General features: G+C 59.9%; 29 protein-coding genes and 1 pseudogene. 21 read left to right on the top strand and 9 right to left on the bottom strand.

The features are described from left to right. Positions 1 to 119: 119 nt before the first annotated feature. The 5 genes and pseudogenes from PMI09_RS32765 to PMI09_RS03755 all read left to right on the top strand — a co-directional run. A pseudogene (locus tag PMI09_RS32765) lies at positions 120 to 239 on the top strand (LuxR C-terminal-related transcriptional regulator); the annotation flags it as partial. 291 nt (positions 240 to 530) lie between these two features. Then, positions 531 to 1,085, top strand: a complete 555-nt coding sequence (locus tag PMI09_RS31995) for a helix-turn-helix domain-containing protein (RefSeq protein WP_007789024.1) — start codon at positions 531 to 533, stop codon at positions 1,083 to 1,085. Between the two features lie 157 nt (positions 1,086 to 1,242). Beyond that, the gene (locus PMI09_RS03745; protein ID WP_007789026.1) at positions 1,243 to 2,325 is read left to right on the top strand and encodes an HlyD family secretion protein; all 1,083 of its coding nucleotides are present in this window, start codon (positions 1,243 to 1,245) and stop codon (positions 2,323 to 2,325) included. After that, a complete protein-coding gene (locus tag PMI09_RS03750; protein WP_007789028.1) occupies positions 2,325 to 4,664 on the top strand; it encodes an ABC transporter permease in 2,340 nt (779 codons plus the stop codon). Before PMI09_RS03745 ends, PMI09_RS03750 begins: the two co-directional genes overlap by 1 nt. After that, complete coding sequence (locus PMI09_RS03755) at positions 4,654 to 5,676, top strand: HlyD family secretion protein (RefSeq protein ID WP_007789029.1); 1,023 nt, start codon at positions 4,654 to 4,656, stop codon at positions 5,674 to 5,676. The genes PMI09_RS03750 and PMI09_RS03755 overlap by 11 nt, the downstream gene beginning before the upstream one ends. Positions 5,677 to 5,814: 138 nt before the next feature. On the opposite strand, the gene PMI09_RS32000 is transcribed toward PMI09_RS03755, so the two are convergent. After that, the gene (locus tag PMI09_RS32000) at positions 5,815 to 5,961 is read right to left on the bottom strand and encodes a CHAD domain-containing protein (RefSeq protein WP_244423714.1); all 147 of its coding nucleotides are present in this window, start codon (positions 5,959 to 5,961) and stop codon (positions 5,815 to 5,817) included. A gap of 196 nt (positions 5,962 to 6,157) precedes the next feature. Here PMI09_RS32000 and PMI09_RS03760 point away from each other — a divergent pair, with 196 nt between their 5' ends. After that, positions 6,158 to 6,820, top strand: a complete 663-nt coding sequence (locus PMI09_RS03760; protein WP_007789031.1) for an amino acid ABC transporter ATP-binding protein — start codon at positions 6,158 to 6,160, stop codon at positions 6,818 to 6,820. Between the two features lie 18 nt (positions 6,821 to 6,838). Here PMI09_RS03760 and PMI09_RS03765 read toward each other — a convergent pair whose 3' ends face one another. Together PMI09_RS03765 and PMI09_RS03770 are read right to left on the bottom strand one after the other, a co-directional pair. Further along, positions 6,839 to 7,408 carry an HD domain-containing protein gene (locus PMI09_RS03765; protein ID WP_007789033.1) on the bottom strand — a complete coding sequence of 190 codons (570 nt, stop codon included), beginning with the start codon at positions 7,406 to 7,408 and terminating at the stop codon, positions 6,839 to 6,841. Between the two features lie 265 nt (positions 7,409 to 7,673). Next, the gene (locus PMI09_RS03770; RefSeq protein WP_007789035.1) at positions 7,674 to 8,372 is read right to left on the bottom strand and encodes a DJ-1/PfpI family protein; all 699 of its coding nucleotides are present in this window, start codon (positions 8,370 to 8,372) and stop codon (positions 7,674 to 7,676) included. A 73-nt stretch (positions 8,373 to 8,445) separates the two neighbouring features. Here PMI09_RS03770 and PMI09_RS03775 point away from each other — a divergent pair, with 73 nt between their 5' ends. Beyond that, on the top strand, positions 8,446 to 9,387 hold the full coding sequence (locus PMI09_RS03775; RefSeq protein ID WP_007789036.1) for a GlxA family transcriptional regulator: 942 nt from the start codon (positions 8,446 to 8,448) through the stop codon (positions 9,385 to 9,387). 76 nt (positions 9,388 to 9,463) lie between these two features. On the opposite strand, the gene PMI09_RS03780 is transcribed toward PMI09_RS03775, so the two are convergent. After that, the gene (locus tag PMI09_RS03780; protein WP_007789037.1) at positions 9,464 to 10,357 is read right to left on the bottom strand and encodes a LysR family transcriptional regulator; all 894 of its coding nucleotides are present in this window, start codon (positions 10,355 to 10,357) and stop codon (positions 9,464 to 9,466) included. Between the two features lie 109 nt (positions 10,358 to 10,466). Here PMI09_RS03780 and PMI09_RS03785 point away from each other — a divergent pair, with 109 nt between their 5' ends. Further along, positions 10,467 to 11,573 (top strand): alkene reductase, encoded by a 1,107-nt coding sequence (locus tag PMI09_RS03785; RefSeq protein WP_007789040.1) that lies wholly within the window; start codon positions 10,467 to 10,469, stop codon positions 11,571 to 11,573. 36 nt (positions 11,574 to 11,609) lie between these two features. Here the strand turns inward: PMI09_RS03785 and PMI09_RS03790 are convergent, their stop codons facing one another. Beyond that, on the bottom strand, positions 11,610 to 12,215 hold the full coding sequence (locus tag PMI09_RS03790; protein ID WP_007789042.1) for a TetR/AcrR family transcriptional regulator: 606 nt from the start codon (positions 12,213 to 12,215) through the stop codon (positions 11,610 to 11,612). A 140-nt stretch (positions 12,216 to 12,355) separates the two neighbouring features. Between PMI09_RS03790 and PMI09_RS03795 the strand changes: the two genes are divergently transcribed. From PMI09_RS03795 to PMI09_RS03815, 5 genes are all read left to right on the top strand, one after another. Then, positions 12,356 to 12,754 carry a nuclear transport factor 2 family protein gene (locus PMI09_RS03795; protein ID WP_007789045.1) on the top strand — a complete coding sequence of 133 codons (399 nt, stop codon included), beginning with the start codon at positions 12,356 to 12,358 and terminating at the stop codon, positions 12,752 to 12,754. A gap of 70 nt (positions 12,755 to 12,824) precedes the next feature. Beyond that, positions 12,825 to 13,673 carry an alpha/beta fold hydrolase gene (locus tag PMI09_RS03800; protein WP_007789048.1) on the top strand — a complete coding sequence of 283 codons (849 nt, stop codon included), beginning with the start codon at positions 12,825 to 12,827 and terminating at the stop codon, positions 13,671 to 13,673. Between the two features lie 417 nt (positions 13,674 to 14,090). After that, positions 14,091 to 15,302 carry an MFS transporter gene (locus PMI09_RS03805; RefSeq protein ID WP_007789050.1) on the top strand — a complete coding sequence of 404 codons (1,212 nt, stop codon included), beginning with the start codon at positions 14,091 to 14,093 and terminating at the stop codon, positions 15,300 to 15,302. Positions 15,303 to 15,320: 18 nt separating this feature from the next. Then, positions 15,321 to 16,079: an SDR family oxidoreductase gene (locus PMI09_RS03810; protein WP_007789052.1), complete on the top strand. Its 759-nt coding sequence runs from the start codon at positions 15,321 to 15,323 to the stop codon at positions 16,077 to 16,079. A gap of 69 nt (positions 16,080 to 16,148) precedes the next feature. Then, on the top strand, positions 16,149 to 16,733 hold the full coding sequence (locus PMI09_RS03815; RefSeq protein WP_007789054.1) for a TetR/AcrR family transcriptional regulator: 585 nt from the start codon (positions 16,149 to 16,151) through the stop codon (positions 16,731 to 16,733). Positions 16,734 to 16,920: 187 nt separating this feature from the next. On the opposite strand, the gene PMI09_RS32600 is transcribed toward PMI09_RS03815, so the two are convergent. From PMI09_RS32600 to PMI09_RS03825, 4 genes are all read right to left on the bottom strand, one after another. Continuing rightward, positions 16,921 to 17,103 (bottom strand): LuxR C-terminal-related transcriptional regulator, encoded by a 183-nt coding sequence (locus PMI09_RS32600; protein ID WP_081499017.1) that lies wholly within the window; start codon positions 17,101 to 17,103, stop codon positions 16,921 to 16,923. Beyond that, positions 17,028 to 17,216: a hypothetical protein gene (locus PMI09_RS32010; RefSeq protein WP_244423716.1), complete on the bottom strand. Its 189-nt coding sequence runs from the start codon at positions 17,214 to 17,216 to the stop codon at positions 17,028 to 17,030. Before PMI09_RS32010 ends, PMI09_RS32600 begins: the two co-directional genes overlap by 76 nt. A 312-nt stretch (positions 17,217 to 17,528) precedes the next feature. After that, a complete protein-coding gene (locus PMI09_RS30000) occupies positions 17,529 to 17,783 on the bottom strand; it encodes a hypothetical protein (RefSeq protein ID WP_007789057.1) in 255 nt (84 codons plus the stop codon). Further along, positions 17,783 to 18,820 carry a reverse transcriptase domain-containing protein gene (locus PMI09_RS03825; protein WP_244423717.1) on the bottom strand — a complete coding sequence of 346 codons (1,038 nt, stop codon included), beginning with the start codon at positions 18,818 to 18,820 and terminating at the stop codon, positions 17,783 to 17,785. The genes PMI09_RS30000 and PMI09_RS03825 overlap by 1 nt, the downstream gene beginning before the upstream one ends. Positions 18,821 to 19,165: 345 nt before the next feature. Between PMI09_RS03825 and PMI09_RS03830 the strand changes: the two genes are divergently transcribed. The 8 genes from PMI09_RS03830 to PMI09_RS03860 all read left to right on the top strand — a co-directional run bounded on the left by PMI09_RS03830 (position 19,166) and on the right by PMI09_RS03860 (position 25,575). Continuing rightward, the gene (locus PMI09_RS03830; RefSeq protein WP_037081848.1) at positions 19,166 to 20,377 is read left to right on the top strand and encodes an MFS transporter; all 1,212 of its coding nucleotides are present in this window, start codon (positions 19,166 to 19,168) and stop codon (positions 20,375 to 20,377) included. 186 nt (positions 20,378 to 20,563) lie between these two features. After that, the gene (locus tag PMI09_RS03835) at positions 20,564 to 21,553 is read left to right on the top strand and encodes a methyltransferase (protein ID WP_007789062.1); all 990 of its coding nucleotides are present in this window, start codon (positions 20,564 to 20,566) and stop codon (positions 21,551 to 21,553) included. A 216-nt stretch (positions 21,554 to 21,769) separates the two neighbouring features. After that, complete coding sequence (locus tag PMI09_RS03840; protein ID WP_007789064.1) at positions 21,770 to 22,405, top strand: papain-like cysteine protease family protein; 636 nt, start codon at positions 21,770 to 21,772, stop codon at positions 22,403 to 22,405. After that, the gene (locus tag PMI09_RS03845; protein ID WP_007789066.1) at positions 22,392 to 22,988 is read left to right on the top strand and encodes a hypothetical protein; all 597 of its coding nucleotides are present in this window, start codon (positions 22,392 to 22,394) and stop codon (positions 22,986 to 22,988) included. The genes PMI09_RS03840 and PMI09_RS03845 overlap by 14 nt, the downstream gene beginning before the upstream one ends. Before the next feature lie 117 nt (positions 22,989 to 23,105). Next, the gene (locus tag PMI09_RS30005; protein WP_007789067.1) at positions 23,106 to 23,303 is read left to right on the top strand and encodes a hypothetical protein; all 198 of its coding nucleotides are present in this window, start codon (positions 23,106 to 23,108) and stop codon (positions 23,301 to 23,303) included. Between the two features lie 201 nt (positions 23,304 to 23,504). Then, positions 23,505 to 23,702, top strand: a complete 198-nt coding sequence (locus PMI09_RS03850) for a hypothetical protein (RefSeq protein ID WP_007789069.1) — start codon at positions 23,505 to 23,507, stop codon at positions 23,700 to 23,702. Between the two features lie 45 nt (positions 23,703 to 23,747). Then, a complete protein-coding gene (locus PMI09_RS03855; protein ID WP_007789071.1) occupies positions 23,748 to 24,740 on the top strand; it encodes a DUF6895 family protein in 993 nt (330 codons plus the stop codon). Then, positions 24,733 to 25,575, top strand: coding sequence for a hypothetical protein (locus PMI09_RS03860; RefSeq protein WP_037081838.1), 843 nt, complete (start codon positions 24,733 to 24,735; stop codon positions 25,573 to 25,575). The genes PMI09_RS03855 and PMI09_RS03860 overlap by 8 nt, the downstream gene beginning before the upstream one ends. Positions 25,576 to 25,920: the final 345 nt, after the last annotated feature.

The raw sequence follows: 25,920 nt of genomic DNA on the forward strand, positions 1-25,920 counted from the left end.
CTCCGGAAGTGCGCACAAACTGCGACGCGAGCGCGCCGACGACACCGGCGCACCCGGATGCGAATAGGGTTAGCCTGCGCCCAAAAGTAGTGCCGGAGCAATACCAATGCCTGTAAACTTTGGCTTATGTCTGGGCGCGAATTCCCCGCTGCGCGGCAGGATGCTCAGGGGATATCGGCATCGCTGAAGCGACGGTGAAGGTACACCGCAGCCGTCTGATGCAAAAGATGAACGCCCATTCGCTTCTCGCGCTCGGCCAATGGCCGAAAAACTGCAACTCGTACCCGAGGAGCTGCAACACTGCTGAGGACAAGCCGCACGAGCAATGGCGGTTACACAGGCTTTCGATCGACAGCCCTTCCGCGTGTAATCCAAAGTTTAGGCAAGCTATACCAAGGTGCCATCTCGCACCACCTGAGTGCAATAGATCGCGGCATCCCAAATCATCAAATTGCACCTCAAGACGGCTTTCGTTGAGAGCCGGCACACCAAGTTCGTCGGCTGGTACGAAATATTTGTTGAGGTTCGATATGGAAAGCCCGTATGGCGAGATTGCAGACGTTTCATCTCCAATCGATCTCGAGTTCGGCCCCCTGGCAAACAGCCTGGTATTGCTCCTTGAAGCGGCCAAAACCGAGATCGAGCATGACCAGGAGGCGGCAAGGACCTCCTTGGCCACTGCGTCGTCCATACTCCAGTCGGAGATCGAGCGCCGTTCACGCGGCGAGGGCTCCGGAACGGGTGGATTGGCGGGTTGGCAAATGGCGCGTGTCCGATCCTACATTGACAGAAACCTGCATCGGACCATTCACGCAAGTGATTTGAGTGCCGTCGCGCGGCGAAGCACGTCGCACTTCTCACGCTCGTTCAAACAAGCGTTCGGAGAGCCGCCGCATGCTTACATCGTAAGGCGGCGCCTTGAGGAAGCCTGTCATCTGATGCTGACCAGTTCAGTTTCGTTGAGCGAGATTGCGTTGAGCGTGGGGTTTTCTGATCAGGCACATCTGTGCAAGCTGTTCAGGCAGGCCTTTGGCCAAAGCCCGTCGATGTGGCGGCGCGAGCGCGAGACGTCGTGGCGCGGTTGATCCAGACATGGGAGCGTATTGTGCTCATATTTCGGCGATCTGACAGGCAGCGTGGGAAGGGCGATCTGGGGCTACCACGACCTGCTGAATTGAGATCGGCTGGCCGAGGGAAAAATGCTATGGACAGGACGCGTTGCGTATCGCGGAGGGCGTTGCGATGAGTGAGCTGTTGCAGTCTCCCAATGATGGATCTGATGTCATCGAGGAAGCACCTGGAGGCTCCCGGCTTGCCACAGGCGGCGGCGCGCCTGGCCCTCGCACCTCCCGAGCCGCGGCGCTCATCGTCATCCTGACAGTTGCGATGATCGTCGGCCTTTCTTTATGGTATCTCGTCCAGCCGCAACCGCTGCTTGTTCAAGGCGAGTCGGACGCGACGCGCATCGACATCGCAGCCCGCGTCGACGGACGCGTCGGCCAGCGTCCGGTGGCGCGGGGCGACAATGTTGCGGCCGGCCAGGTACTGGTGACGATCGACAACCCGCAGATCTTCAGCAAGCTGAAAGAGGCGGAAGCACAAAAGGCGGTCGCCGTCGCCGATCTCGCCCGCATCGATGCTGGAGTCCGCGAGGAGGTGGTCGCGCAGCGCAAGGCGGCGATCGCCTCGGCCGAGGCCAATCTGGCGCTGGCGCAGCAGACCTATAATCGCACCAACGAACTGACCACCAAGGGCATAGCGGCCATCCAGACGCTCAACGAGGCGACCGCGTCGCTCGACGTCGCCAGACGCAGTCTCGAGCAGGCAAAGCTCGCCTATGACGAAGCTGTCACCGGCTACACCAAGGAGGAGCGCGGCATTGCCCAGGCCAATGTTGACAAGGCGGCGGCGGCTGTGACGACGCTGAACACCCAGGTCAACGAAATGACCGTAAGGGCGCCGGTTGGAGGCCAAGTCTATCAAATCGGCGCCGAGCTCGGCGAATACGTCTCGCCAGGCGTACCGCTCCTCTCCCTAGTCGACCTCAGCGATGTCTGGTTGAGCTTCGATCTCCGGGAAGACCTCGTCAAAGGCCTGAAGGTCGGCGACAAGCTCGAGGTTCGCATTCCGGCGCTCGGCGACCGGGTGGTTCCGATCGAGGTCAGGACAATCGCGACGCGCGGCGAATATTCCGGCTGGCGCGCGACCCGCGCGACCGGCGACTTCGACCTTCGAACCTTTGAGGTGCGCGCCTATCCGACCGTGAAGATCCCGGAGCTTCGCCCCGGCATGAGCGCCTATCTGCAATGGAGCGGAGGGCGTTGATGCCGTCGCCCGTTTCACCCGGCCTGCTCTGCGTCGCCACCCGCGAGGTGACCTGGATCTGGCGCGACCGGGTGGCGCTGTTGCTTGTGCTGGCGATCCCGCTGATTGCCTTTTTGATCCTGACGGCGACCTTCAGCAATGCGGTCGTTCGCAATCTGCGCGTCGATGTCGTCGACTTGGATCGTACCGACACGTCGCTGCGTTTCATCCAGACCATCGACGCGGCTCCATCCGTCGCCGTGGCGCGCCGTTCGTCTGATCTCGACGGCGCGATGCATTCGATCCGCTCGGGCGCTGCAATTGCTGCTGTCTACATCCCGCAAGACTTCGAACGTGACATCCTTGCTGCCAAGCGCCCGCAGATCGTGATCTTCTACAACAAGCAGTATTTCTCGCCCGGCAATATCGCCTCCGGCGGGCTGCAGTCGTCGATCGCGGCTGCGGCCGCGACCTTACCCAAACCGCCCGGCAGGAGCACCGGGTTTGCGCCGGGCTCGCTGGTGACCGAACAATATGTGCTGACCAATCCCGCCCTCAATTACGTCCAGTTCCTGCTGAGAGCGATACTGCCCACGGTGCTCCATGTTCTTACCGCGGTTGCCGGAGGTTACGCGGTCGGCTCCGAGTTCGGTTCGCGCAGCATGCGCGAATGGCTTGCCGCCGCCGGCGGCAGCCCGCTCACAGCGTTGGTCGGCAAGCTTGCTCCCTACTTCGGGGTGTTCATTTTGCTGATGGTCGTCGGCCTCGGTATCATCCACGGGCTCAACCAGATTCCCTTCCGGGGCGATGCCATTTTGATGGGCGCCTCCGCCATCCTGCTGGTCATCGCCTATCTGTCGCTCGGAGCGCTGCTGCAGCTTCTGGTGAGGAACCTGCCGCTCGGGCTGTCGCTGACCGGCGTGATCTGCTCGCCCTCATTCGGGTTTGCCGGCGTCGGCTTTCCGGTTCTGGCGATGGGCGGGTTTGCGCGTCTCTGGGGGGATATGCTGCCGCTGCGCTGGTATATCCAGATCCTGTTCGACCAGGCCGCCCGCGGCGTGCCCACTCATGATTCGGTAAGGCCTTTCATGGCGCTCGCGGTGCTCGCCGTCGCCTGCTTCAGTCTGTCCTGGCTGAGACTGACCGTCATCGCCCGCAGCCCTGCCAAAGCGGCAAAGCAGGCGGCTCCGCTGGCGGCAGCACCACCGGGGATCGTCGGGGCATTTTCCGCTGAATACAAACGCGTGCTCGCCGACAGCGCCGTCTTCGGCCTCATCGTGCTCGCCCCCATCATCTACGGCCTGCTCTATCCCCAGCCTTACCTGGGGCAGCTCGTCCGCAAGATCCCGGTCGCGGTGGTCGATGACGATTTTTCCAATCTCAGCCGGACTTTTATACAAATGCTCGACACCGACGAAGCAACGCAGGTGTCCGCCCGTCCGAGCACGCTTGAAGCGGCGCAGACAGCGCTCGCCCGGCGGGAAGTGTTCGGTATCGTCGGCATTCCGGCAGGGACAGAACGCGAGGTGCTGAAGGGGGCAAGCGCTCGACTGCCGATCTATGTCGATTCCACCTATTTCCTGCTCTATAACAGGACCCTTCAGGGCATTACGGAGGCGGCGGCGACCGTTACTGCAGATCTTGCGGCCGGCAGTGCGCGTTCTGACGGCAGTCTGCGCCGGGCGGCGCTCATTAGAAGTTCACCTGTCGAAATCCTCAATCAACCGCTCTTCAATCCGACTGGCGGCTATGCCAGCTATGTTGTGCCGGCGGCCTTTATTCTCATCTTGCAACAGACGTTGCTGATGGGCTCGGCCACGCTCGGCGGCGTTGCCTTCGAGCGAGGCGGACATCAGGCGCGGCACAGCCGCGGCCGACCGATCGCGGTGCTCGGCCAGGCACTCGCGCATCTGCTGCTAGTTCTACCCGGCTTTGCGCTTTACCTGATCATCCTGCCGCACGTTTACGGATTCTCGACCAACGGGCGATTCCTGGACATGCTGGTGCTTGCCATTCCCTTCATCCTGTCGGTGAGTTTCCTCGGACAATTCGTCGGCTCGTGGTTCGAGCGCCGCGAGACGGCGGTGCTGCTCTTTATCGCGATTAGCCTGCCCTTGTTTTTCCAGGTAGGCGTCGCCTGGCCACTCGAGGCGATGCCCAACGCAATCAGAATTGCAAGCCAGGTGTTGCCAAGCACCGCAGCTATCGACGGCCTGGTGCGCGTCAATCAGATGGGAGCCTCGCTGACGGATGTGTGGAGCAACTGGCAGAGGCTGTGGACGTTGGCAATCGTATACGCGGCACTCGCTATCACGTCGGCGTGGTGGTCAGGCTTTCGGGGAGGGAACGATGACGACTAGCGCGGTCGACTTTCTTACATCACGGACCAGGACACTTTCCCTAGCGCTGTCTGTCGTCGTGATGGCAACGGGTGGGGGTGCCGCGACCTTATCCGGTGTCACAAGCAACGCGGGCGACGTTGTCCCAGGCATGGTCCAGCGCACGGAAATCCGCATCGCGCCGGAAGTTGGTGGACGGCTCTTGAATGTTGCCGTCCATTCGGGCCAGCGTATCAGGAAAGGCGATCTCCTCGCGACCCTGGACAGCCCGGAACTGGCCGCAGCGCTCGGGCAGGCGAAGGCCGCCGCCGCCAGTGCCAAGGCGGACCGGGATCATGTCTATGTCGGCGTCCGCATGGAAGAAGTCGCCATCGCCGAACAGTCGGTGAAGACCGCCGAGGCAAACCTGCTGCTCGCGCAGCAACAGAATACCCGTGCCGCTGCGCTGGCTGCCAAGGGCTCCGGCAGCCGGCAATTAGTCGACGACACCACGGCTCAGCTCGGCAAGGCACAAGCCGATCTCGACCTGAAGCGCGCGCAACTGGCGGCAGCAAGCGCCGGGCCGACGAAGGAGGAACTGGCGCTCGCCGACGCCAAAGTGGCAGCCGCGCAAGCGGCCGTGGACGAGGCCCAGATCGCGCTGGACAAGACAATGTTGAAGGCGCCCGTTGATGCTACCGTCCTGATCCAGGTGGCAGAGCTGGGCGAGGCTCTTTCACCGGGCAAGCCGGTGTTGACGATCGAGCCTGACGGCGAGCGATGGATCGCGTTCACGCTGCGGGAGGACGCTCTTGGGGACATGGCCGTAGGCAAGACCGTCACGCTGCGTGCCAACGACGGACGCAGCATCGGAGCCCGCATCAGCGAACTTAGGCCGCTCGGCGAGTTCGCCACCTGGCGGGCCGCCAGAGCGGTCGGCGATCACGATCTCAACACCTTCTGGGTGCGGCTCGATCCGCTAGCCGGCGATCAGGACTTGGAGCCTGGTATGACAATCTGGCTGCCTGTAGTAGTAGACGGTGGTTCACGATAACGGGACTGGCTGCGACATACGCGACCAATGCGATCTTGACGCGTGTTTATCGCGCTGCGCACATTCGGTCGTTTGAGGTAGTCGCCGCATTGAGGCCATTCGTTGAGGTCGAGCGCGAGCGCCCCAGCAAGGACGAATTCAGCGCCCCGATCGCATCGTCGAACGCCCCTGGCGGGCGTCCTTCAACTTGAACCGCAGGTCGGCGTCCTTCGCCTTCGCGAGCAGCACGTCGATATTTCGGGCATCACCGAGCACGCCGGCCAGCCAGCGCATTTCGCCGTTCAACCGCCGAGGTTCCTTCGCCCGACAGGCTCGGCTTGAATAGAGCGAATGCCGAGCGCAATCGCCGGGAGCGCCACTCGCGCCTAATGCAGTGTTTCGGGCGTACTGCGACGCAGAAGGACGTCCTCATTGAGCCGAAACTGCCGGAAGCACGACAAGGCGATCGTCTGGAAGGCGGCTGAAGGACATCAACCTGACGGTGAAGAAAGGGGAGCGCATCGTCGTCTGCGGCCCTTCCGGTTCCGGAAAGTCGACCCTCATCCGCTGCTTCAACCGGCTTGAAGCGCACCAGCAGGGGGAGATCATCGTCAACGGCATCACGCTGCACGACAGGATGCGCAATGTCGCCGAGGTGCGCAAGAATGTCGGCATGGCGTTCCAGCACTTCAACCTGTTTCCGCACAAGACGGTGCTGATGAACTGCATGGTCGGGCTTATGTGGATCAAGAGGTGTGCCAGTTGCCGAGGCCAAGAAGACCGCGCTGCGGTTTCTGGAGCGTGTCCGCATTCCGGAGCAGGCCGACAAAAATACCCAATCCAGCTATCCGGCGGCCAGCAGCAGCGCGTGGCGATTGCCCATAGTCTTTGCATGGAGCCGGCAGTCATGCTTTTCGACGAGCCGACCTCGGCGCTTGATCCGGAGATGGTTTCGGCGGTTCTCGACACCATGACCAGCCTTGCCCGGGACGGCATGACAATGGTCTGCGTCACCCACGAGATGGGGTTCGCCCGCACAGTTGCCGACCGGGTGATCTTCATGAATTCCGGTCAGATCGCAGAGGAGGGGAATCCGGAGTCATTTTTCACTAACCCGCAGCATGGTCGGACGAAGCTTTTCCTCAGTCAGATCCTCAAGCACTGAGTCCTTGCGTCGAGAATTTCACGCCCTGAAATTTGGGTTCGTCCGTTCGGCAATGTCCCTCTCGAAGGCGAGGTATGCCGTATGCGGTTTCTTGCGCAGTACATCGGCGAGTGATTCAATGAAGCCACCTTGGCTGTCCAGGCGTGGCAGTGCTTCCAACAACTCGCCGAGGTCTTTCCGCGTCAGCAGTTCAGCTTTGAAGCCTCCATCCATGAATGCTCCGAGGTGAACGAGGGCGATGATCGGGTCCATGCGTTCCGGAATTTCCCGAGTTGAATGCAGGGCGATGGCTTGCCAAACAAGGTCAATCTTACTCTCGGGATACTGGTTATCCCGAAGGATTTTCGCTGCCGCGTCGGCACTGTCGAGTTCGAAGCGCGCGTCTGCCAAGTAGGGCTCAGTCAACCCCAGGTCGTGCATTATGGCAGCCACAAACAGCTGCTCCGCGTCGAACTTCAAACCCATCACTTCGCCGGCCTTTGTTCCGAAGACGTAGCTTCGAACCACGTGGTTGAACAGGCCGGGCCGGCTCGCCTCCCGCACAAGCGTGGTCACCGTCTTGGCAAGCGCGGTATCCGGCACGCGCACACCGGCTATCTCCCGAGGGAGCGTGAACCCGCTTGACGTCGATGGCGCGCCTGGCCCAGAACCCAGTTCAGTCGGAGACCTCAAGAAGCAACCGCAGGCGCAGCCTATCATGTGTGGTCGGTTCATAGTTTTCCCCCAGAGTAGAAGTTGCGGCACCGGTGGTCCGTGTGCACATGATTTCGTTCAAACAGGTACGACATCGACCTCACGGCAACTCGCGTTTCGGCAATGATCACTGCGCCGGCGTTCACGCGAACCTGGGATCTCAGGCGTGACGGCTGACGCGACGCGAGCCGGCCCAGGCATCAAGTCGAGCGCGCCGTTCAGCTCGGTTGGCCGCCGTGCGTGCATTCACCGCCTCCAATATTTCTGCTGGCGCTGTGTCCGGGCGGCCGGAATTGAAGGGCGGTTGAGGGGCATATTCCAAGCCTAGTTGCACCATTTCCGCCACGCGCTTCCCGCGCAGTTCGGCAATGAGGGCCAAAACGAAATCGATGCCGGCCGTGACGCCGCCTCCAGACAGGATGTTGCCGTCCCTCACGATGCGGCTCTCGTCAACGATCGCGCCGAAGATTGGAAGCAGTTCCTGCCACGCCCAGTGGCAGGCTGCACGGCGGCCGTGAAGAAGCCCGGCGGCGCCTAGAATAAGCGAACCCGAGCAGACCGAGGTCAGATAACGCGCAGTCGCTCCGAGCCGGACGATCTGTTCGAGGTAGAGATCGTTTTCAATGGCAGCGATACAGCCACTACCGCCGGGTACCAATAGTACGTCGCACGACTTGATGGCGGTCAAGTCCTCCAGATTCGCGAATGTCAGGCCGTCCGCCGTGATCGATTGTCCGCCAAGCGAGGCCACCCGAATATTCAGGTCGGGCGTCCGCGAAAGAAATTGGTGGGGGCCGGTGAAATCGAGTTGGGTCACCCCGTCGTAGACCGGCATTACTACACTGATTGGTTCTGACATGATGCGTTCTCCTGATCGCAAACTATAGCTGACAGCGTTTGACCGAAAGGCCATAGTTCCCTATCTTTCAGCCATGCACAGAATCGGTTTCTATGTTTCTTCGGGGTTTCAAATGCTCGACCTTGCCGGTCCGGCAGGGGCGTTTGAAGCGGTAAATCGCCAACTTGGAATCTCCGCCTATCGGATCCAGGTCCTTGCCTTGGAAGCGGGTGACGTGGCAAACAGCCTCGGCATGGCGACGCCTGCCGTATCGCTCGACGACATCGAGCTCGATACACTCGTCGTCATCGGCGGACCGATTGATCAGCTCCCTTCCGCAGACACGCTAAGCGGCATCGTGGCGGCTTCGAAGCGAAGCCGGCGCGTTGCAAGCGTTTGCACCGGCGCGTTTACGCTGGCGGCCGCAGGACTGCTGAATGGGCGTCGAGCGACGACGCACTGGCAATACGCAGCGCGCCTCCAACGGGACTACGCGTTGATCCATGTCGAGGCAGATCGCATCTTCTGCCGCGACGGCAACGTGTGGACCTCGGCCGGTATCACAGCCGGCATCGATCTTGCTTTGGCGCTGATCGAGGAGGACCATGGTTTTGCGGTTGCCAAAGGCGTAGCGCAACATCTTGTCGTCTACCATCGTCGCCATGGCGGCCAATCGCAATTCGCAGCTTCCGTCGATTTGGCTCCAAGGAACGATCGGCTCGCCGCTGCGATTGGTTATGCCCGCGATCACATTGCCGAAGCGCTCACGGTTGACCGTTTGGCGGAGGCGGCGGGCATGAGCCTGCGGCAGTTCAGCCGTGTATTCCGAGCACAGACCGGCACAACGCCCGCCCGCGTGGTCGAGCGGCTCCGTGCGGATCTGGCTCGCGGTCGGATTGAGACGACCGACGAATCTGTCGAAGGCATTGCGGAGGCCGTTGGTTTTGGCGACGCGGAAAACATGAGGCGGGCCTTCATCCGCATCTACGGGCAGCCGCCTCAATCGATCAGGCGCGCGGTGCGGGGCACCGGATAGTTTGGCGTTTCCTAGAGGACGTCTGGAGGTTTCCAACCATGGGGAACGTCAGTTCAGCGGCCACGAAACCCTTTCGTCAGCTGCCGGCAGCAAACAAATGCTTGGCCATGAAGTTCACGAATGCCTCCACCTTCGGGGACGCATGCCGTGTCGCTGGCCAGAGGATACGTAGCGGCCGACTGTTTCGCAGATAGGGATCGAGCACGGCGACCAGGCTTCCGCTCTCAAGCTGCCGCTGCACAGTGAACAGCGGAACGCAGCACAGCCCAAGTCCTCCTTCGGCAAAGCCGATAAGCGGTTGCAACGTGCTGGCGACATACGGCCTCGGCAGCTCGATCTCGATAGGAGCGCCGTCGTCGTTGAGCGGCCATGGCTCGTACTTTCCGGTCGATGGGAAGCGGTGATGCAGACAGACATGCACGAGCAGATCGGCTGGCGCCTGGGGAATGGAATGCTGCTTGAAATACCCTGGGGAGCCCACGATCTTGTGCGAGAAGGTGCCAATGGTCTTCGTCTTCAGCCGTGAATCACTCGCATCGCCAGTCCGGACGACGGCATCGAACCCCTCTTCGATGACGTCGACAAGCCGGTCGCTGTAATCGAGTTCAAGCTCGATCTCAGGATACGCCTTTGCAAACCTTGTGATCGTCGGCATCAGCAGCATATCGATCAGTGGCAGACTGATTTTCAGCTTACCCCGCGGTGCTGAGGAGGTTCGGGCGAGCTCCAGTTCTGCAGCCTGCACTTCTTCGAAGATTTTCTTGCAACGGTCGAGGAAGAGCGTGCCCTCCGCGGTCAATGCAATGCTTCTGGTGCTGCGGTTGAAGAGCCGGACCTTCAGTCGATCCTCGAGCCTCGATATGGCCTTGCCGACGGCAGAGGCTGAAACGCCCAGTTGCTTTCCGGTAGCCGTGAAGCTGCGCGATTCCGCCGCCTGAACAAAGACTGCCAAAGAACTAAGACTGTCCATCGAAGAACCCTTTAAAGACATTTTTGTCCATTGTGTTACGCACACTAGCCTCATTCTGTGAGCGCTGGGAATACATAAATTCAGTCCATCGAAACCGATGGAGAGTGAAATGTCCAAGCTGTATACGCCGATCGACTTCGGCTCGTTTACCCTGAAGCACCGCGTCGTGCAGGCCCCGTTGACCCGCCTCAGATCCGAACAGCCTGGTGACATACCCGGCGATCTGATGGCCACGCACTATGGCCAGCGCGCTTCCGACGGCGGTCTTCAGATTGCAGAGGCGACGCCAGTGTCCATACTGGGTCGCGGTTATCTAGGCGCTCCGGGCATTTATGACGACGCCCAGATCGCTGGCTGGAAGAAAGTCACCAACGCCGTCCATGCGAAGGGGGGCAAGATTTTCCTGCAACTATGGCATGTCGGTCGCCAGAGCCATGTCGACATGACCAACAGGCAACAGCCGGTCGCACCGTCGGCCCTCCCGTTCGATCAGATCGTCTTTACGAAGGACGGCTGGGTCCCGGTCTCTCCGGCGCGTGCGCTCGAGACGAGCGAGATTCCGGGAATCGTCGAGGACTTCCGCCGTGGCGCCGAGCGCGCCAAGCGAGCCGGATTCGACGGGGTCGAGGTTCACGGCGCGAATGGCTACCTTCTCGACCAGTTCCTGCAGGACGGTTCCAACAAGCGTACAGATGCCTATGGCGGTACGGTCGAGAACCGAGCGCGCTTGTTGCTTGAAATCACCGAGGCGGCAGCTTCGGTCTGGGGCAAGAATCGCGTCGGCGTCCGTCTGGGACCCAGCGGCACCTACGGATCAATGTCCGATAGCAATCCCGAAGCGACGTTCGGCTACGCCGCCGACCAGCTTAACAAATTCGATCTTGCCTACCTCCACATCATCGAGCCGCGCATCGTCGGCAGTGAGGCTCCGGTCGAAGGCAAGCCGCCGGTCGCAGCGGCCCAGATCCGCAAGTCGTACAAGGGCCGCATCATCGCCGCGGGAGGCTTCGACCGCGAAGGTGCCGAAGCGATCGTCGAGAACGGCACAGTCGATCTGGTCGCTTTTGGGCGCCACTTCTCGGCCAACCCGGACCTGCCGTATCGCCTGAAGAACGACCTGCCTCTCAACAAGTACGACCGCGACAGCTTCTGGGGTGGGGACTACCGCGGCTACACCGACTTCAAGCCCTACGAAAAAGTTCTCGAAGACGCCTGAGGCATAGCGCGCTGCAGCAAACTCGGCGGAGAAGTATCACGGTTGCGATCCTTTTCCGTCGATCAGTTGCGCGACGGCGCTCAGAAGTTCCTCCCGCAAATCGGACGTGCCGAGCGTCATGGCTTGACCGTAGGCGCCATCCATTAGAAGCGCGAGTTGATTGCCGAGGCGTTCCGGGTGGCGAGCTCCCATCGCCGCGCTTAACTCCCGAAGCCGTTGGCGTACTGCCTGCTTGTTGCCGCAGGCGATTACGGTAGCGGGATGGGCACGGTCGGGCAACTCGGTTGCCATGTTGATGAAGGGGCATCCGCGGAAGGTCGGACGCGCAATCTGTTCGACGAGGCCGGCGAACAAAGCCTCGACCAACTGCCGAGGCGAACCCGCGTTCTGCTGCGCAACATCATCCCACCACTGCCAAAACCGCTGGTTCTGCTCGGCTGCGACCGCAGCGATCAGCTCGTCTTTCGATGCGAAGGTGCGATAGAGGGTCGATTTCGCCACCCCGGACTTCGCAAGCACGGCATCGATTCCGATGGCGCGTATTCCATCCTGATAGAAAAGCTCGGTTGCGGTCGCGACCAGCCGTTCACGTGCCGAGGGCTCATCACGTCGCGGCGCACCCCGCCTTGCTGTTCCATTCATTCCCGCCACCGGTTGTTGACATAGATACAGATCTGTTCCTATAAAGGGACCGAGCTGTATCTATAAAGGTAACACTCAGTTCCCAGATAGCATGCAGCTCGGATTATGCAAATCAGCGTCCATTTCGGGAGGAAATTGCCATGACAACATCCGATATCGCCGCAGCCAATAAAGCTCTGGTGCTGAAAGCCATCACCGGCGTCTTTGTCAATCGCAACCCCGCCGTGCTCGACGAATTGTTCAGCCCGGATTATCGGCAACACAATCCGCAAATCCCCAATGGAATCGAGGCGATCAAGGGGCTCTTGGGGCAATTGTCGGAAAATTTTGCCTATCAGCCCGGCCTGGTGATGGCCGACGGAGACTATGTTGCCGTGCACGGGCGATATGTCGGGTGGGGCGCCAAGCCCATGGTGGCAATCGACGTCTTCCGCGTCGCCAACGGCAAAGTCGCCGAACATTGGGACGTGATGCAGGAAGAAGTACCGGCGACCGAAGCCGTCAACGGCAATCCGATGTTCCCGATCGACCACAAGTGAAAAGCGGCGCAGCGGCACCCCTTCCAGCACCGCGCCTTTTCCCCGTTCAAACATCCCGCAAGGACATCACATGAATGATCAACTCCCCGAAATAGGGTCTGTCGAGATCGACACGATTGAGGGTCTGCGCATCCGGTTTGCCCACTCAGGGCCGAAGGAGGGTGTTCCGGTCCTACTCACCAGCCCCTGGCCCGAAAGCCTCTATGCCTTCCGCGATCTCCAGTCGGCGGTCGGTCGTGAGCACCCGATACTGGCGCTTGATCTTCCCGGCTTCGGACACTCCGAAAGCCGCAGCGACGTGTTGTCGCCGGAAGCAATGGCCGACTTCGTTATCAATGCGGCCGCACATTTCGGCATCACGCGCATGCATGCGGTGGGTCCGGATATTGGGACGCCGACGCTTCTCTTCGCCGCGGCAAAGCAGCCCGGCCTGTTCGAAAGCCTTGTCGTTGGCGGCGGCGCGACGAACGTGGACCTCGCGGCCGGTCAGTTGAAAGAGCTGATTGCCTCGCCGGTCGGGGCATTGTCCGACATCGACGGCGGCGCTCTCGGTGCGGATTTTGTGAGGCAATCGGCGTTGCGGGAAATTCCCGTCCCCGTGCTGAAGGACTACCGGCTGGCATCCGCAGGCCGGCGTTTTGAAGACGCCGTCAATTTTGTCCGCGCCTATCGGCGCGATTTGCCGCGCCTTGGGCAAATGCTGGCCGGAATAGAAACGCCGGTTCTTATCATTGTCGGTCGAAACGATCCGATCGTCCCGCCAGAAAATGGAAAATTCATCGCTCAACTTCTTCCTCGCAACCACTACGTCGAACTCGACGGTGGGCACCTGATTTGGGAGGATGCACCGGAGGCTTACGCTGACGAGATTACGCGGTGGCTGGATGGCGGGTATCGATCGGTCTCATTCCGAGGTTGAACGCTCTTTAGAGACGCGTCGCGGGGCCGGGTCGTGTCAACATGTCCGGGACTCGGGGCTGGTGATGACGACCCGGCAGCGGGCTTTAGGCTCGTTTCGCTCCTTGCTCGTCCTCCGGTCGGATCGTCGTCGAAAGGCAATGCTCAACGCCGAAACGACTTTGAACTCAACCACTTAGATGCGTACGATGTTGCCAGCGGTAAGTCGCGGCTCGTGCTCCTGATTCCAACGAGTCTTGAACCCGCCGCTTTTCGCTCCGCAGCAGGGAATGGCCCGAACAGGCCTGACCAAGGACGAAGCGCGCTTCACAACTCTCTGAAGCCCGCGCTTGCAAAACCCAATTGACAAAATAATACGACCGGTCATATATAAGACGACTGGTCATATTGGATGCTTTCGATCTGAAGGAATGAAATCATGTCGCCGTCAGCAGACTCCGGCTCCTTCAAGCCGATCTATTTCCTGGCTCTCGGAACCTTCGCTATCGGAACCGAAGGCTTCATGATCGTTCCCCTCCTGCCGCGTATGTCGGCCGACCTCTCGGTCCCGATCGCGGCAGTGGGATCGCTCGTCACCATCTTCACGCTCACCCTCGCCATCAGCTCTCCTGTCCTCACGACACTCACCGGCGCCATAAACCGCCGCAAGCTGCTCATCTGGTCAATGCTCGCCTTCGCCGCCGCCAATCTAGCAGCCTTCGCGTCACGCGATTACTGGGGCATCATGGTGGCCCGCATCCTGCTTGCTCTCTCGGCGGGCCTCTATGCGCCGAACGCCAACGCGCTGGCGAGTGCGATCGTGTCTCCAGAGAGGCGGGGCAGGGCGCTCTCGGTCGTCAATGGCGGTATCACACTCGCCATCGCACTCGGCCTTCCCCTGGGCTCGCTGATCGGCGACGCCTTCGGTTGGCGCATGACGTTCCTCGGCGTTGGCATTTTGTCACTGATCGCCGTCACCGGCCTTGTCTTCGGCCTGCAGAAGGGCGTCGGTGACCAGATGAAGGTGGCGTCGTTCAAGGAACGGGTCGCCGTCGTGGGCAATCCGCAGGTTCTCGCCGCCTTGCTCGTCACCTTCATTTGGGCTGCAGGCGCTTACACGGCCTGGACCTACATCGCGCCCTATCTGACGTCGACCATTGGCGCTTCCAGCAACGGCATCAGCGCCATCGTCTCCATCTGGGGGCTTTCGGCCGCGGCAGGTGTCTTCGGCGGCGGCGCGCTCAATGACCGTGTCGGCGCGAACACAGTCATGGTCCCGGCGCTCACCCTTCTTGCGATGGCGTTCCTGACGCTTTCCGCAAGTGCCTATTTCTTGACGCCCGGCGAGGCTGTCGCGCCGGTCGTCATTTCGGTCATTGTCTGGGGCCTGACGGCATGGGGCTTCTATCCCTCGCAGATCGCGCGTCTGATCGAAGTCGGCGGCCATCCGGTGGCTCCCATCGTCGTGTCCCTCAACACATCGTTTATGTACGCAGGATTTGCGGTAGGCGCGACCGTGGGTTCTGTCGTGATTTCAAGTGGCTCGGTGGCCGATCTCGGTTGGATTGGCGCGCTGTTCGAAGCCGTGGCCCTCAGCCTTCTCGTAACCACAACACGTGAAGCGGGCCGCAAACAAGCTGTTCAATCCTAAAATCAAAGGAGACTGGAAATGAAACTCACAGGCAACACGATCTTCATCACGGGTGGCGGCTCCGGCATCGGCCGCGGCCTTGCTGAGGCGCTGCACAAACGCGGCAACAAGGTCATCATCTCCGGCCGCCGGAAGCAGAACCTGCAGGAAACCCTTGACGCCAATGCCGGCATGGATGCGGTCTCGCTTGATGTGAACGATCCTCAGATTGTGAAGGAAACAATCGAAAACCTGATCAAGCGATATCCTTCGCTCAACGTCGTCATCAACAATGCCGGCATCATGCAGTTGGACGCAGCCGAACGCGAGATCGACGATGAGGTGCTGGTGTCCACGGTTTCCACGAACCTGTTGGCGCCGATCCGGGTCACCTCGGCGTTCATTGACCACCTGAAAAAGCAGCCTAATGCCACCATCGCCTACGTGTCCTCGGTTCTCGCCTTCGTGCCGTTAGCCGGCACCGCCGTCTATTCGGCAACCAAAGCAGCCGTACATTCTTATGCCATGTCGCAGCGATACAAGCTGCGCAACACTTCAGTCGAAGTGCTGGAAATCGCCCCACCGTGGGTCCGAACAGACCTCCTGAACAGCCGCGAGGAGGAACGCGCGATGCCGCTCGACGACTTCATCGCCCAGACGATGACTGCGCTCGAGACCGCGTCGACCGAGGTCCTGGTCGAAGCCGCCACAGGGCTCCGCAACAATCCCGGCCCGCAGGAACACGGCTTCGTCAACCAGTTCAATGACTTGGTTGCAGACCTGAACCAGGCGGCGTAAGGGACACCGACAACGTCGGCGTGGGCACATGTAAGTGTGCCCACGCTCGCGATCGAAGAAAGGATTCCAATGGTCTCCAGGACACGGCAAAAGATCGTCGATGCCGCACTCGAGCAGTTCCACGAGTTCGGCTACAACGGCTCCAGTGTGAACGACGTCGTCGAACGCGCAGGCGTCCCGAAAGGATCCTTCTACAATTATTTCAAGGCCAAGGAGCTCCTCGCGCTCGAGGTTCTCAAGATCTATTCTGCCGGCTCAGGCCGAGAGATCCTCGCGGATAAATCGCTCCGCCCGCTAGAGCGCATCAAGCAACACTTTAGCTTCATGGCGGATCGCTATGACCGGTTCGGATACGCTCGCGGATGTCTGATCGGAAATCTCGCCGCCGAATCCACCGACGAAGCCCCGCTCGTCAGGCAAGCGCTCGCCGAATCCCTCAGCCGATGGACCGGCTTGCTCGAAGAGGCCCTGAAGGAAGGCCAGGAACTCGGCGAGGTGCCGTCGAGCATAGATGCGAGAAAAACCGCCCGATTTCTGATCAATGCCTGGGAAGGGGCGGTCATTCGAATGAAGATCGTGGCCGCCCGGGAGCCACTCGATGACTTCTTCGATATTGCCCTTGCCCTTTTGCATGGGCAGCGGAAGGAAGGCTAGTCGCGAAGCAACTCCCGACAATTGGTCGGCCAGGCAAGGAGCGTGACGAGCTCAGCCTCAAGGAGATCGCCATGGCCGAATCCGCCTCCTACTGCGCCAGATAGGCGCGATGCAGGATGTCGGGCTCGTCGATCAGCCGTTGCGCGCAATGACGGGATGGCGAGAGGGGCCGGACAATGACGCTTTCTTAGTGCGATAATCTAGATACGAGGGCTGCCATTTCTGCTCGGTTTGAACATTGAAGCTTAGTCAGGCAGTTTTCAAGGTGGGTCCGGACGGTTGCAAACCCGATATTCAGAACGCGCGCGATATCCTTATCGGAGCATCCACGTCTACCAGCAGCGCCACGTCGCGCTCGCGCTCCGTCAATTGCTCGAGGCTGACATCAGGCATGGTCGACAGAGCGCGCGCCAGAATACCGGGAAGAGCGATCTCACGATGGCTAAAGTCTGGGCGCGCCTGACCCCTGCAGATTCTGGCCATCTCCTTCGAGCACCCGTTGCGCGAAGTCCATGACCGCGCGCATTTCCTCTGTTACGGCGAGCATCCGGCTGGACACGGCGGCGATCGGCATGGCCCCCCCCTGCGGGCGGCGCCTGTCCTCTCGGTCAAATACGCCGCCCGACCCCGACATTATCATCTGTCGGCCTCCCAGTCGCAGGAAAGTTCTCGCCGCTTTCCCGACGCCAGGGCGCGGATCCGGAAGATGGCCTTGATGGCCTGGTCGGGTTAACCCCGGCTTTTTTGCATCTTGGTCGCCTTTCCGGGTGCCGCCTCGGTATAACCGCTTCCCAATCACGTCGGATGCGCCTGAAGGGCTGCCAAAGCCGACGATTCCGCCTTCTTCTTCAGCTTGCGGAGAACTGGGGTTTTCTCGGCAGGGTTCTCCTCATCGTCGGGATCGATCGCCGAGCCGACCTCATCCATTCGGTGCTTTATCGCGAGCGCGTAGATGGTGTTCAGGATATTCGGATCCCTTACATGTGGATCAGGTCCCGGTAGGGACGATGGTTGCCCATCGCCCCCCGGCCAGATCCGTACGTGCGGCACTACCGCATACGGCTCCTATCGGATGTTGTAACGGTAAGCCGAGCATCTGGATGCGGATGCATCAGGCGGCACGGTGGCAGGTATTTGCGAAGCAGCCTTTGGAAACGATCCCAAGGCATGCGGTGTCGCTGGCTTCGACGCATCAATGCGTGTCGCCAAGCTCGACCAACTTCCCAGCGGAACCCTCCCAACCGTCTTAGATTGTCTGGCACCGCATGGTAGTTCAAGTACCCCTGTAACACTTGCCGTAGCCACCGACCTACTACTGCCACCGGTTCATGGCGTCGTCGCATTAGCGTTTCTCGAACGGCCGCCAGCGTCGTGCGCATGCGCTTCTTGATCGTCAGACGGACAATCTTGAAGCCTCCATCATTGCGCCGCCTGCCGCAGCAATGCGTGAATCCCAGAAAGTCGAAGGTCTCTGGCTTGCGGATACCACGTTCCCGGCATTGTTGCACAGCATACCGCCCAAAGCGTATCAGCCGCGTCTTTTCCGGGTGCAGTTGCAAGCCAAACTGGGCGAAGCGCTCCCGCAGTTCTTGCAGGAAGCGCTGCGCCTCTCCTTCGTACTGGAACCCGATCACGCTGTCGTCGGCATAACGGACAATGATCACGTCGCCTTTAGCATTTCGAGTGCGCCATTGCTGGACCCATAAATCCAATGCGTAATGCAGGTAGATATTCGATAGCACGGGGCTAATTACAGAGCCTTGAGGAGTTCCTCGCGTTGATGCGACGCGGCGGCCGTCCTCAATCGTGCCCGCTTTCAGCCATTTGTGGATCAGGCGTATCAGCCGGCGGTCACCTACTCGATGTCCCAGGAAACGAAGCATCCACTCGTGATCGATTTCATCGTAAAACGAGCGAATATCCGCATCCAGTATCCAGTTGATTTTCCGCTTGTCGATCCCAACCCACAAGGCGTCCAGCGCGTCGTGCTGGCCTTGCCGGAACCCGTATGAGAAGCCGAGGAAGTCCTGTTCATAGATCGCGTTCAGAACCGTGGACACGGCCATCTGCACGACTTTTTCTTCCAACGCTGCAATCCCGAGTGGACGGAGCCTTCCGGAAGGCAGGGCAGGCCCCGTCCTGCCCCTGCCCGTCCGGCGAGGACCGGGAGAACGGGGGACAAGCTGAAAACCGGAAGGGGATCACCCACCCGTAGGGCCCGTCCGGTGTCCGCAGCGCGGACGCCGACGGTGCTGCAGGCCGAAGGCCGAAGCATGGGGAAGGCCGGTTTTCTGCTTGTGGGGGAGAGAGGGCAGAGCCCTTTCTTCCCTCTCAGTGACTTGAAATTTGGTTGAACAATTTCTGCCGCCGCACGTTGGACTCACGTGCAGCGCGCGACGTGTCTGCCGAGGCCGGTGACGCCGACGCAGGTGATGAGGGCAGCTAGATCAGTGCAGCGGATCCACGCGACTTTCCTTTTTGCGGCCCGAGCTCTGCGTGATATCGGCGACGGCTTCGTGGCCATTCTGTTGCCGGTCTATCTCCTCGCATTAGGCTTCGCGCCTCTGCAGGTCGGCGTCATCGCAACCGCGTCGCTTCTCGGTTCGGCGCTCTTGACTATAGGCGTCGGGATCCTTGGCGCCCGATACGATCACCGCCAACTCCTGCTTGCCGCCGCCAGTCTGATGGTCGCCACGGGCGTGGCCTTTGCGGTGGTCCACGAGTACGCGCTGCTTTTAGTCATCGCGTTCGCCGGCACCATCAACCCGTCGGCAGGCAGCGTCAGCGTCTTCGTGCCCTTGGAGCATGCCGTGCTCACACGCGAAGTCACTGATGCCGCGCGGACCAAGATGTTCGCGCGTTACAGCCTTGTGGGTGCGCTCGCAGCCGCGGTGGGCGCGCTCGCTTCGGCGACCCCTGATCTTCTGGCTCCAGCCGGCCTCGACCAACTCACCGGCATCAAGGCGATGTTCGTGCTCTACGCGTTGCTGGGTCTGCTCGGCGGCTTTCTCTACGCGCGGATCCCGCAACGCGGTCCAACGCCGGGGTCCGGCATCGCGTCCGCGCTCGGCCCCTCGCGCAATTTTGTTTTCAAGCTTGCGGCCCTCTTTAGCCTCGATGCTTTCGCCGGCGGCTTTGTCGTCCAGTCGCTGCTTGCCCTATGGCTTTTCGAAAAATTCGACCTGTCGCTCGCGGAAGCTGGATTTTTCTTCTTTTGGTCTGGCGTACTTTCGGCGTTCTCATTTCCCGTTGCAGCTTGGCTGTCCCGGCACATCGGACTCATCAACACAATGGTGTTCACACACATTCCGTCCAGCATCGCCCTGATGCTGGCGGCGCTTGCACCAACGCTCCCTCTGACGCTGGTTCTGTTGCTGATCCGCGCCGCGCTTTCGCAGATGGACGTCCCGACGCGATCGTCTTACGTCATGGCCGTCGTTACAGAGGCAGAGCGGGCGGCGGCCGCGAGCTTCACGTCTGTCCCGCGAAGCCTGGCCGCCGCAGCCAGTCCAGCGCTGGCCGGCGCTCTATTCGCTGCCTCTTTCCGAGCATGGCCCCTCCTGATCTGCGGTGCCCTGAAAATCATATACGATCTACTGCTGCTTATGCAGTTCCGGCACCTCAAACCGCCAGAGGAACGGTGATGCGACCTTGCCGGTTTGGAGCGTTTTGCCAAGATGATCAATCGCGAACGTAGGAAAGGGGACCTACCGTGACAGTGTCTGAGCGAATCGAGGCTTTCGACAGCCACCTCGGTGGTCCTCCAATTTGGGGAAGTGTTGAGCTCGCTCCATTCTGCTAAACTTGCGCTGACACTCGGGGAAAAAGCCATGCCCAGCCCGTCGCAACAGATTATGAGGCTAGGATTCGGGTTCGCCGTGTCACAGGCGCTGCGCGTCATAATCGAACTTAGCGTCCCCGATTTCGTGGCCACCGGCGAGCAGTCGGTGGATGACGTGGCGGCTACCACTCGGTCAGATGCTGACGCGCTTTATCGTGTCATGCGACTTCTCGCGGCTGAAGGGGTCTTTAGGGAAGTATTGCCCCGGCATTTCGAGTTGACGGAGGTTGGCGCCGCGCTGCGCTCCGATCGGCCGGGTCCCGCTGACTTCGTGCGTATGACCAACAGCGAGGCTTATCTCGCCTTCGAGCAGCTTCTGTATTCTGTCCGCACAGGAATGCCAGCCTTCAACAAGGTGTTCGGGAGCTCACGGTTTGACTGGCTGTCGGAACACCCGGAACAGGCTGCCTTGTTTCAGCGTGCCATGATCGCCTTGGGCCAAGGCAGCAACGAGGCCGTTGCCGAAGCTTATGACTTCAGGCCGTTCACGCGGATCGTCGATGTTGGGGGCGGACATGGTCAACTTCTCTCGCTGATCCTGGCGCGCAATCCCCATTTGAGCGGCGTGCTTTTCGATTTGCCTTCGGGCATCGCGGCAGCACATCAGGGTGCCGGAGGCGACCTGCCGCGGACCGAATTTATCTCCGGTGATTTCTTTGAGAGCGTTCCCAGCGGTGACGTCTACGTCATCAAGAAGGTCGTTCACGATTGGGACGATCGGCGTGCTGCAGCGATCCTGCGAAATTGCCGAAAGGCTATGCCGCCGAACGGGAGGGTGCTCGTGGCCGAGACGCTCGTGCCGCCGGGTAACGAACCGGACCTGATTAAAGAAATCGACGTGGTCATGCTCGCCGTCACCGGCGGCCTGGAGAGGACGGAGGCACAGTATGCCAGCCTGTTCGACGACGCCGGGCTACGACTTGAACAACTGATTCAGACCCAAGGGCCTATTTCCATCCTTGAGGCGTCTCCGGCCTAAGACTGGATTGCGGTCGGGCAACCCTTGGAATCAGTCAATCATCAACCGCAAAAGTCCGTTAACCTGATTTCGCAGCCCTGCATGCCGGGGTTGGCAGATTGACACCTGTCCATCAAACCTTCTATCTTTCGGCGTGAAGGGCGGCCGCCGTTCCAACTAGGCGCAGTTGCAGCTACAGTTCGTCGCGGCCCGGCGGTCAAAACGAACGAGGCGCGCATGGTACAGATGCCGATCGAATTCGAGTTACCCCAGGTCGATCTCGGAAGCGGAACGCCGGCTGACAGTATCCTCGACGTGCCCTACCTCCAGCAACCCGCTTCCAACTGGTGCTGGGCGACGTGCGCGGTCATGGTGTCGCGGTTTCTCCTGAACAGTTCCACAGGAATCTGTCAGTTGGTTTCGACGCACTTCCAAGGTCAGCAGTGCTGCAACGGCGCGCCAACAGAAAACAGCGCGACGGGCAACAGCGGCTCCGATTTTTTCTGGGCTGATACGTCCTGCAACAAAACCATCAAAGCCGCACACGTCAGTCCGCTCTACAGCAAACTTGGCATTCAATCCAATCATCGAGGTCAGAAAATAGACTTTGCAACGCTTGCCGATCAGATCACCAGTCTTGGCAGTCCCGTTGAAGTTGCTTTCGCCTGGCTCGGTGGTGGTGGGCACGTGACGGTCGTCAGGGGGATCAGCATGCAATCGCAAATGGTTCGTGTCAGCGATCCGTGGCCCGATATGGGAGAGGTGATCATACCATTTTCTCAGCTTGAGTCAGCGTATGGCAGGGGCCAATGGTTTGATTGTTGGACGGACCTCCGCAAGCAACAGGAGACACCTTCCGATGATACAGTTTGACAACATAACGCATGACGAGCGGAAAAAGGTGGCTGAAGAAGCCGCGCCCTTGCTGCTGCAACTGCAAGGCCCAAACCTCGGTGGACCCGGAGCGACAATGGTCCTGGGAACTTCCATGACCGAAGTGATGATCACGCCGCAGTGGGTTGCCGCTGAAGGTCTCGGAGGCGAGAGTGGCGAGCAATCCTTGTTACAGTCGACAGGTCAGACCATTTCCATCGTGGAGACGCGCGCAAACAACGGGACGGCTGTCGGTTACGTGCGCCACGCCACAGGCACCGGACGTGACAACACAGCGGTGCAGATCACGGCCGTGTCGGGCTCGGTTATCGCCGGCCGCATTCGCGATGGCCTCGAGTGGATTAAGGCAAATGTTCAAGGCGAGCCTACGGTGCGGGTGTTGACCGCGCCAGCCTACCAGCTTACGGCGCTTGGGCTTTACGCGGGCGACGAGTTGACCGGCATACTCACCGTTACGCCCATGACAGGCGGCCTGCCGATCGCAAATGAACAAGTTCTGACGCCAGCCGAGTTTCGGCAGCGGCTCCGCACGTTTGCACCCATTCAAGGACTTGAGCCGTAGATCGCAGAATCTACACTTGCCAATTGCATTGCCCCTTGCTTCCGGGGATTCCCGTGATAAAACCTTGGTTGGGCAGGCTTACTCAGTTGCGACAATGATCGCCATAGAGGGCGCGTGATGACCAACTCCGAAAAGAAAACAGCCGTACTTGTTGCATTGGTGAAGTCTGGCATCGTCGATTTGGAAAGTCTAGCGGATGGCATTGTCGAAAGACTGCCGACAGATTTTAACATGGACAATCTAGGCCCAGATTTGGGAAGCTCTACCGGTGCCCTCGTTGGGCGGTGGTATGTGTATGTAGGCACAGAAGAGTAACATCGCTTAGCCAGCAGGATTGGTGAATGGTTGCGCGGCGATGCATGATACCAAAAGACTGAACTCACGACTCGCCCAGGCGCAAATCCGGCGGCCGAAAGATCGCCGCGTAATCACCGAATTCCTCGCTGTCAACACTCATTGCACAACACGCTCTTGTGCCCTGGGCGCGAGAACATTCCGTTTCCAAGGAAGACAGCCATGAACGACGCCGAAAAGAAGACCGCTGTGCTGGTTGCCTTAGTCAAAGCAGGCATCGTAGATTTGGACAGCTTTGCCGATGGACTGGTAGAAAGGCTTCCCGCTGACTTCAATCCGAACGATTTGGGTCCTGATTTGGGAGGTTCTGCAGGATCATTGGTCGGTCCGTGGTTCGTTTTGGCTGGTGACCAAACATAGCCCGGTTTTTGTTCTCTACCTGCTACTTGAAGCTGGGGATTGGAAATGCAGGTCGTCCCTGATGCGCCGGGTTTTGAAATAGCTGCACCACTATCTCACATGTTAGGGCCTGATGATAACCTCACGGCATCGGTAACGTCGCTTTCGGCCGGATGCGTGCGCTGGTTTTCGTCAAATGCCAAGCTCTTTCTTGAAATCGCCGAGCGGCCAAACGGCCATCAACAAAGCCCCAGACGCGTCAGCGGTTACAAGATCCTGGGGGAGGTTGGGTTGATGTTGATGGCCTGTGGGCGTAGCGGCAAGTTGGCTAGTTCCGGAGACTTCCAAGAAATCCTGTACGCGTTCGACGCTGCCGTCGGCAAAATCAGGTTTCCGACCGAAGATCCTTCTTCCAGCCTGCGGTTCCTTTTGGGGGTAACGCTCGCGTTGGAAGTCAACGGACTGAACAGCGACCGGTTTCGCGAAGCTTCAAGTCGTATCCTGAGACAGGACCTGCTGCATGTTCTCGATCAGACACCATGGAGCATTGTCAGCCTAACATATTTCCTGGATCGCTGCGGCATACGGCACGGTCTCCCGAGTTTTGAGGAACTTTACAGTTGGTCAATCCTCCGCTCGCGGCCGCCGCTTCATTTTCTGTCGACGCATGAACTGTATGCGCTCAGTCATCTGATATTCTTCCTTGGGGATTTTGGCGGCAACAGCGCCTTTTTCACACGGCTGCCGGATCACAAATCGCTTTCAACGTATATCGATCATGTTACGGCAGCCTGCCTGATTGAAGGAGACTGGGACCTCATGGGGGAGTTTCTCATCGGCTACGAATGCATTTGTGTGGATCAGTCGCCCATGCGTGATTTCGCTTGGCGGCAGATTTTGCAGCAACAGCTTCCCGACGGCCAAATTGCTGTACCGCGCCGCATCCAGAAAAAAAACGATCATTCAGGAGCCAGTCAGTTGGACACGTTCGAACGTCATTACCATCAAACCCTGGTGGGCATCATTGCATCTAGTCTTTATGCGAAGCGACATGACTGATAAGGACAAGCTACGGGCATGGTTGCCGGGGTTGTGGGAGAGCGTTCGCAACTGGCACTTCCCGCTATTTCAGCCAGAAGCAGAATACCCCCTGCCACAGATTCTACTTGGTACGCTGACGGCGCTGCTGGTTGAAAGGATATCACCTTCCAGCGGCAACATCCTCCAGGCAATGACACAGAAGTGTTCGCACGCAATCAACAGCTGTCCGGAAGCCGACTTGTATCAATGCAATCCCATCCAGCTCACTTTGGCAATCCGCGTCATCGAGGAGCAAGGAGTGCCGGCTTCCGCCCGGGCGAGGGAGTATTTCTCGTACATTGAAGATGCCATCAATGATGGATCCTTGTTCCGTTGGCAGGTGCCAGCGTTTGAGCTGCTTATCCGAAAGTCGCTCACTTTCAACGCGGGAGCCTCCTTCGATCTTGGCAAGTTCGACAACTACGCCAGCAATTTTGGACAGATCCTGGGCCAAATCGAAGCGGAAACGGCATTTGGCATGAAAACAGCGGAAATCGGGCCAGTGCTGCGTACCCTTCTTTATGCCGGAGGCTCGCGCGCAATCTCCCGCAACGACATCGCCAGTGGCGCGCGCGCGCTGCGCTGCCTCAACTATGTCGCTGCCGTCGGCGAAGACCGCTCTGAAGTGGACCACTTGTTCGATGCCATCTGTGCAAGGCAAGAGTCGTTGGGGCATTTCGGAACTGACGCAAATGCCCCCGGAGACGAGCTGCGGCGGGTTTTTGAGTGCCTTTGGGCTATCGCTGAAGTGGCCACGCCTTACCGCTTGTTCAAGGACCTGGGAGTCACGGGCGCAACGGCACGTGGCGGTTGAGAACCACCCATTTGGGCCGGGAATACATCATCGCATCATCTTCCCGTTCTCACGCCTTGCGCCAACCGCAATCCGCGCCTTACTTGCCCGCCGAATATGGCAAGTCGAACAGTGTTTTTCGGCGTTACCGACGGTGGGTGACGACCGGCGCGCTTGGCCGATCGCGAGGGGCTTCCAAGACGGAATTCAGCTCTCACAGCCCGCGCCCGCTCGGGCGTACCTTCGACCGATCTCAAAATTCGCTCCGTCCGCGACACCTCGCGCCGGACACTTTCCAGCGGAACACGCCGTTCTCCGCTACTGAAAAACGCCCGGAGATAACCTTCGCGTGGGGCATCGAGCACA

This window comes from Rhizobium sp. CF122 (assembly GCF_000282035.1).
Taxonomy (GTDB): Bacteria; Pseudomonadota; Alphaproteobacteria; order Rhizobiales; family Rhizobiaceae; genus Rhizobium.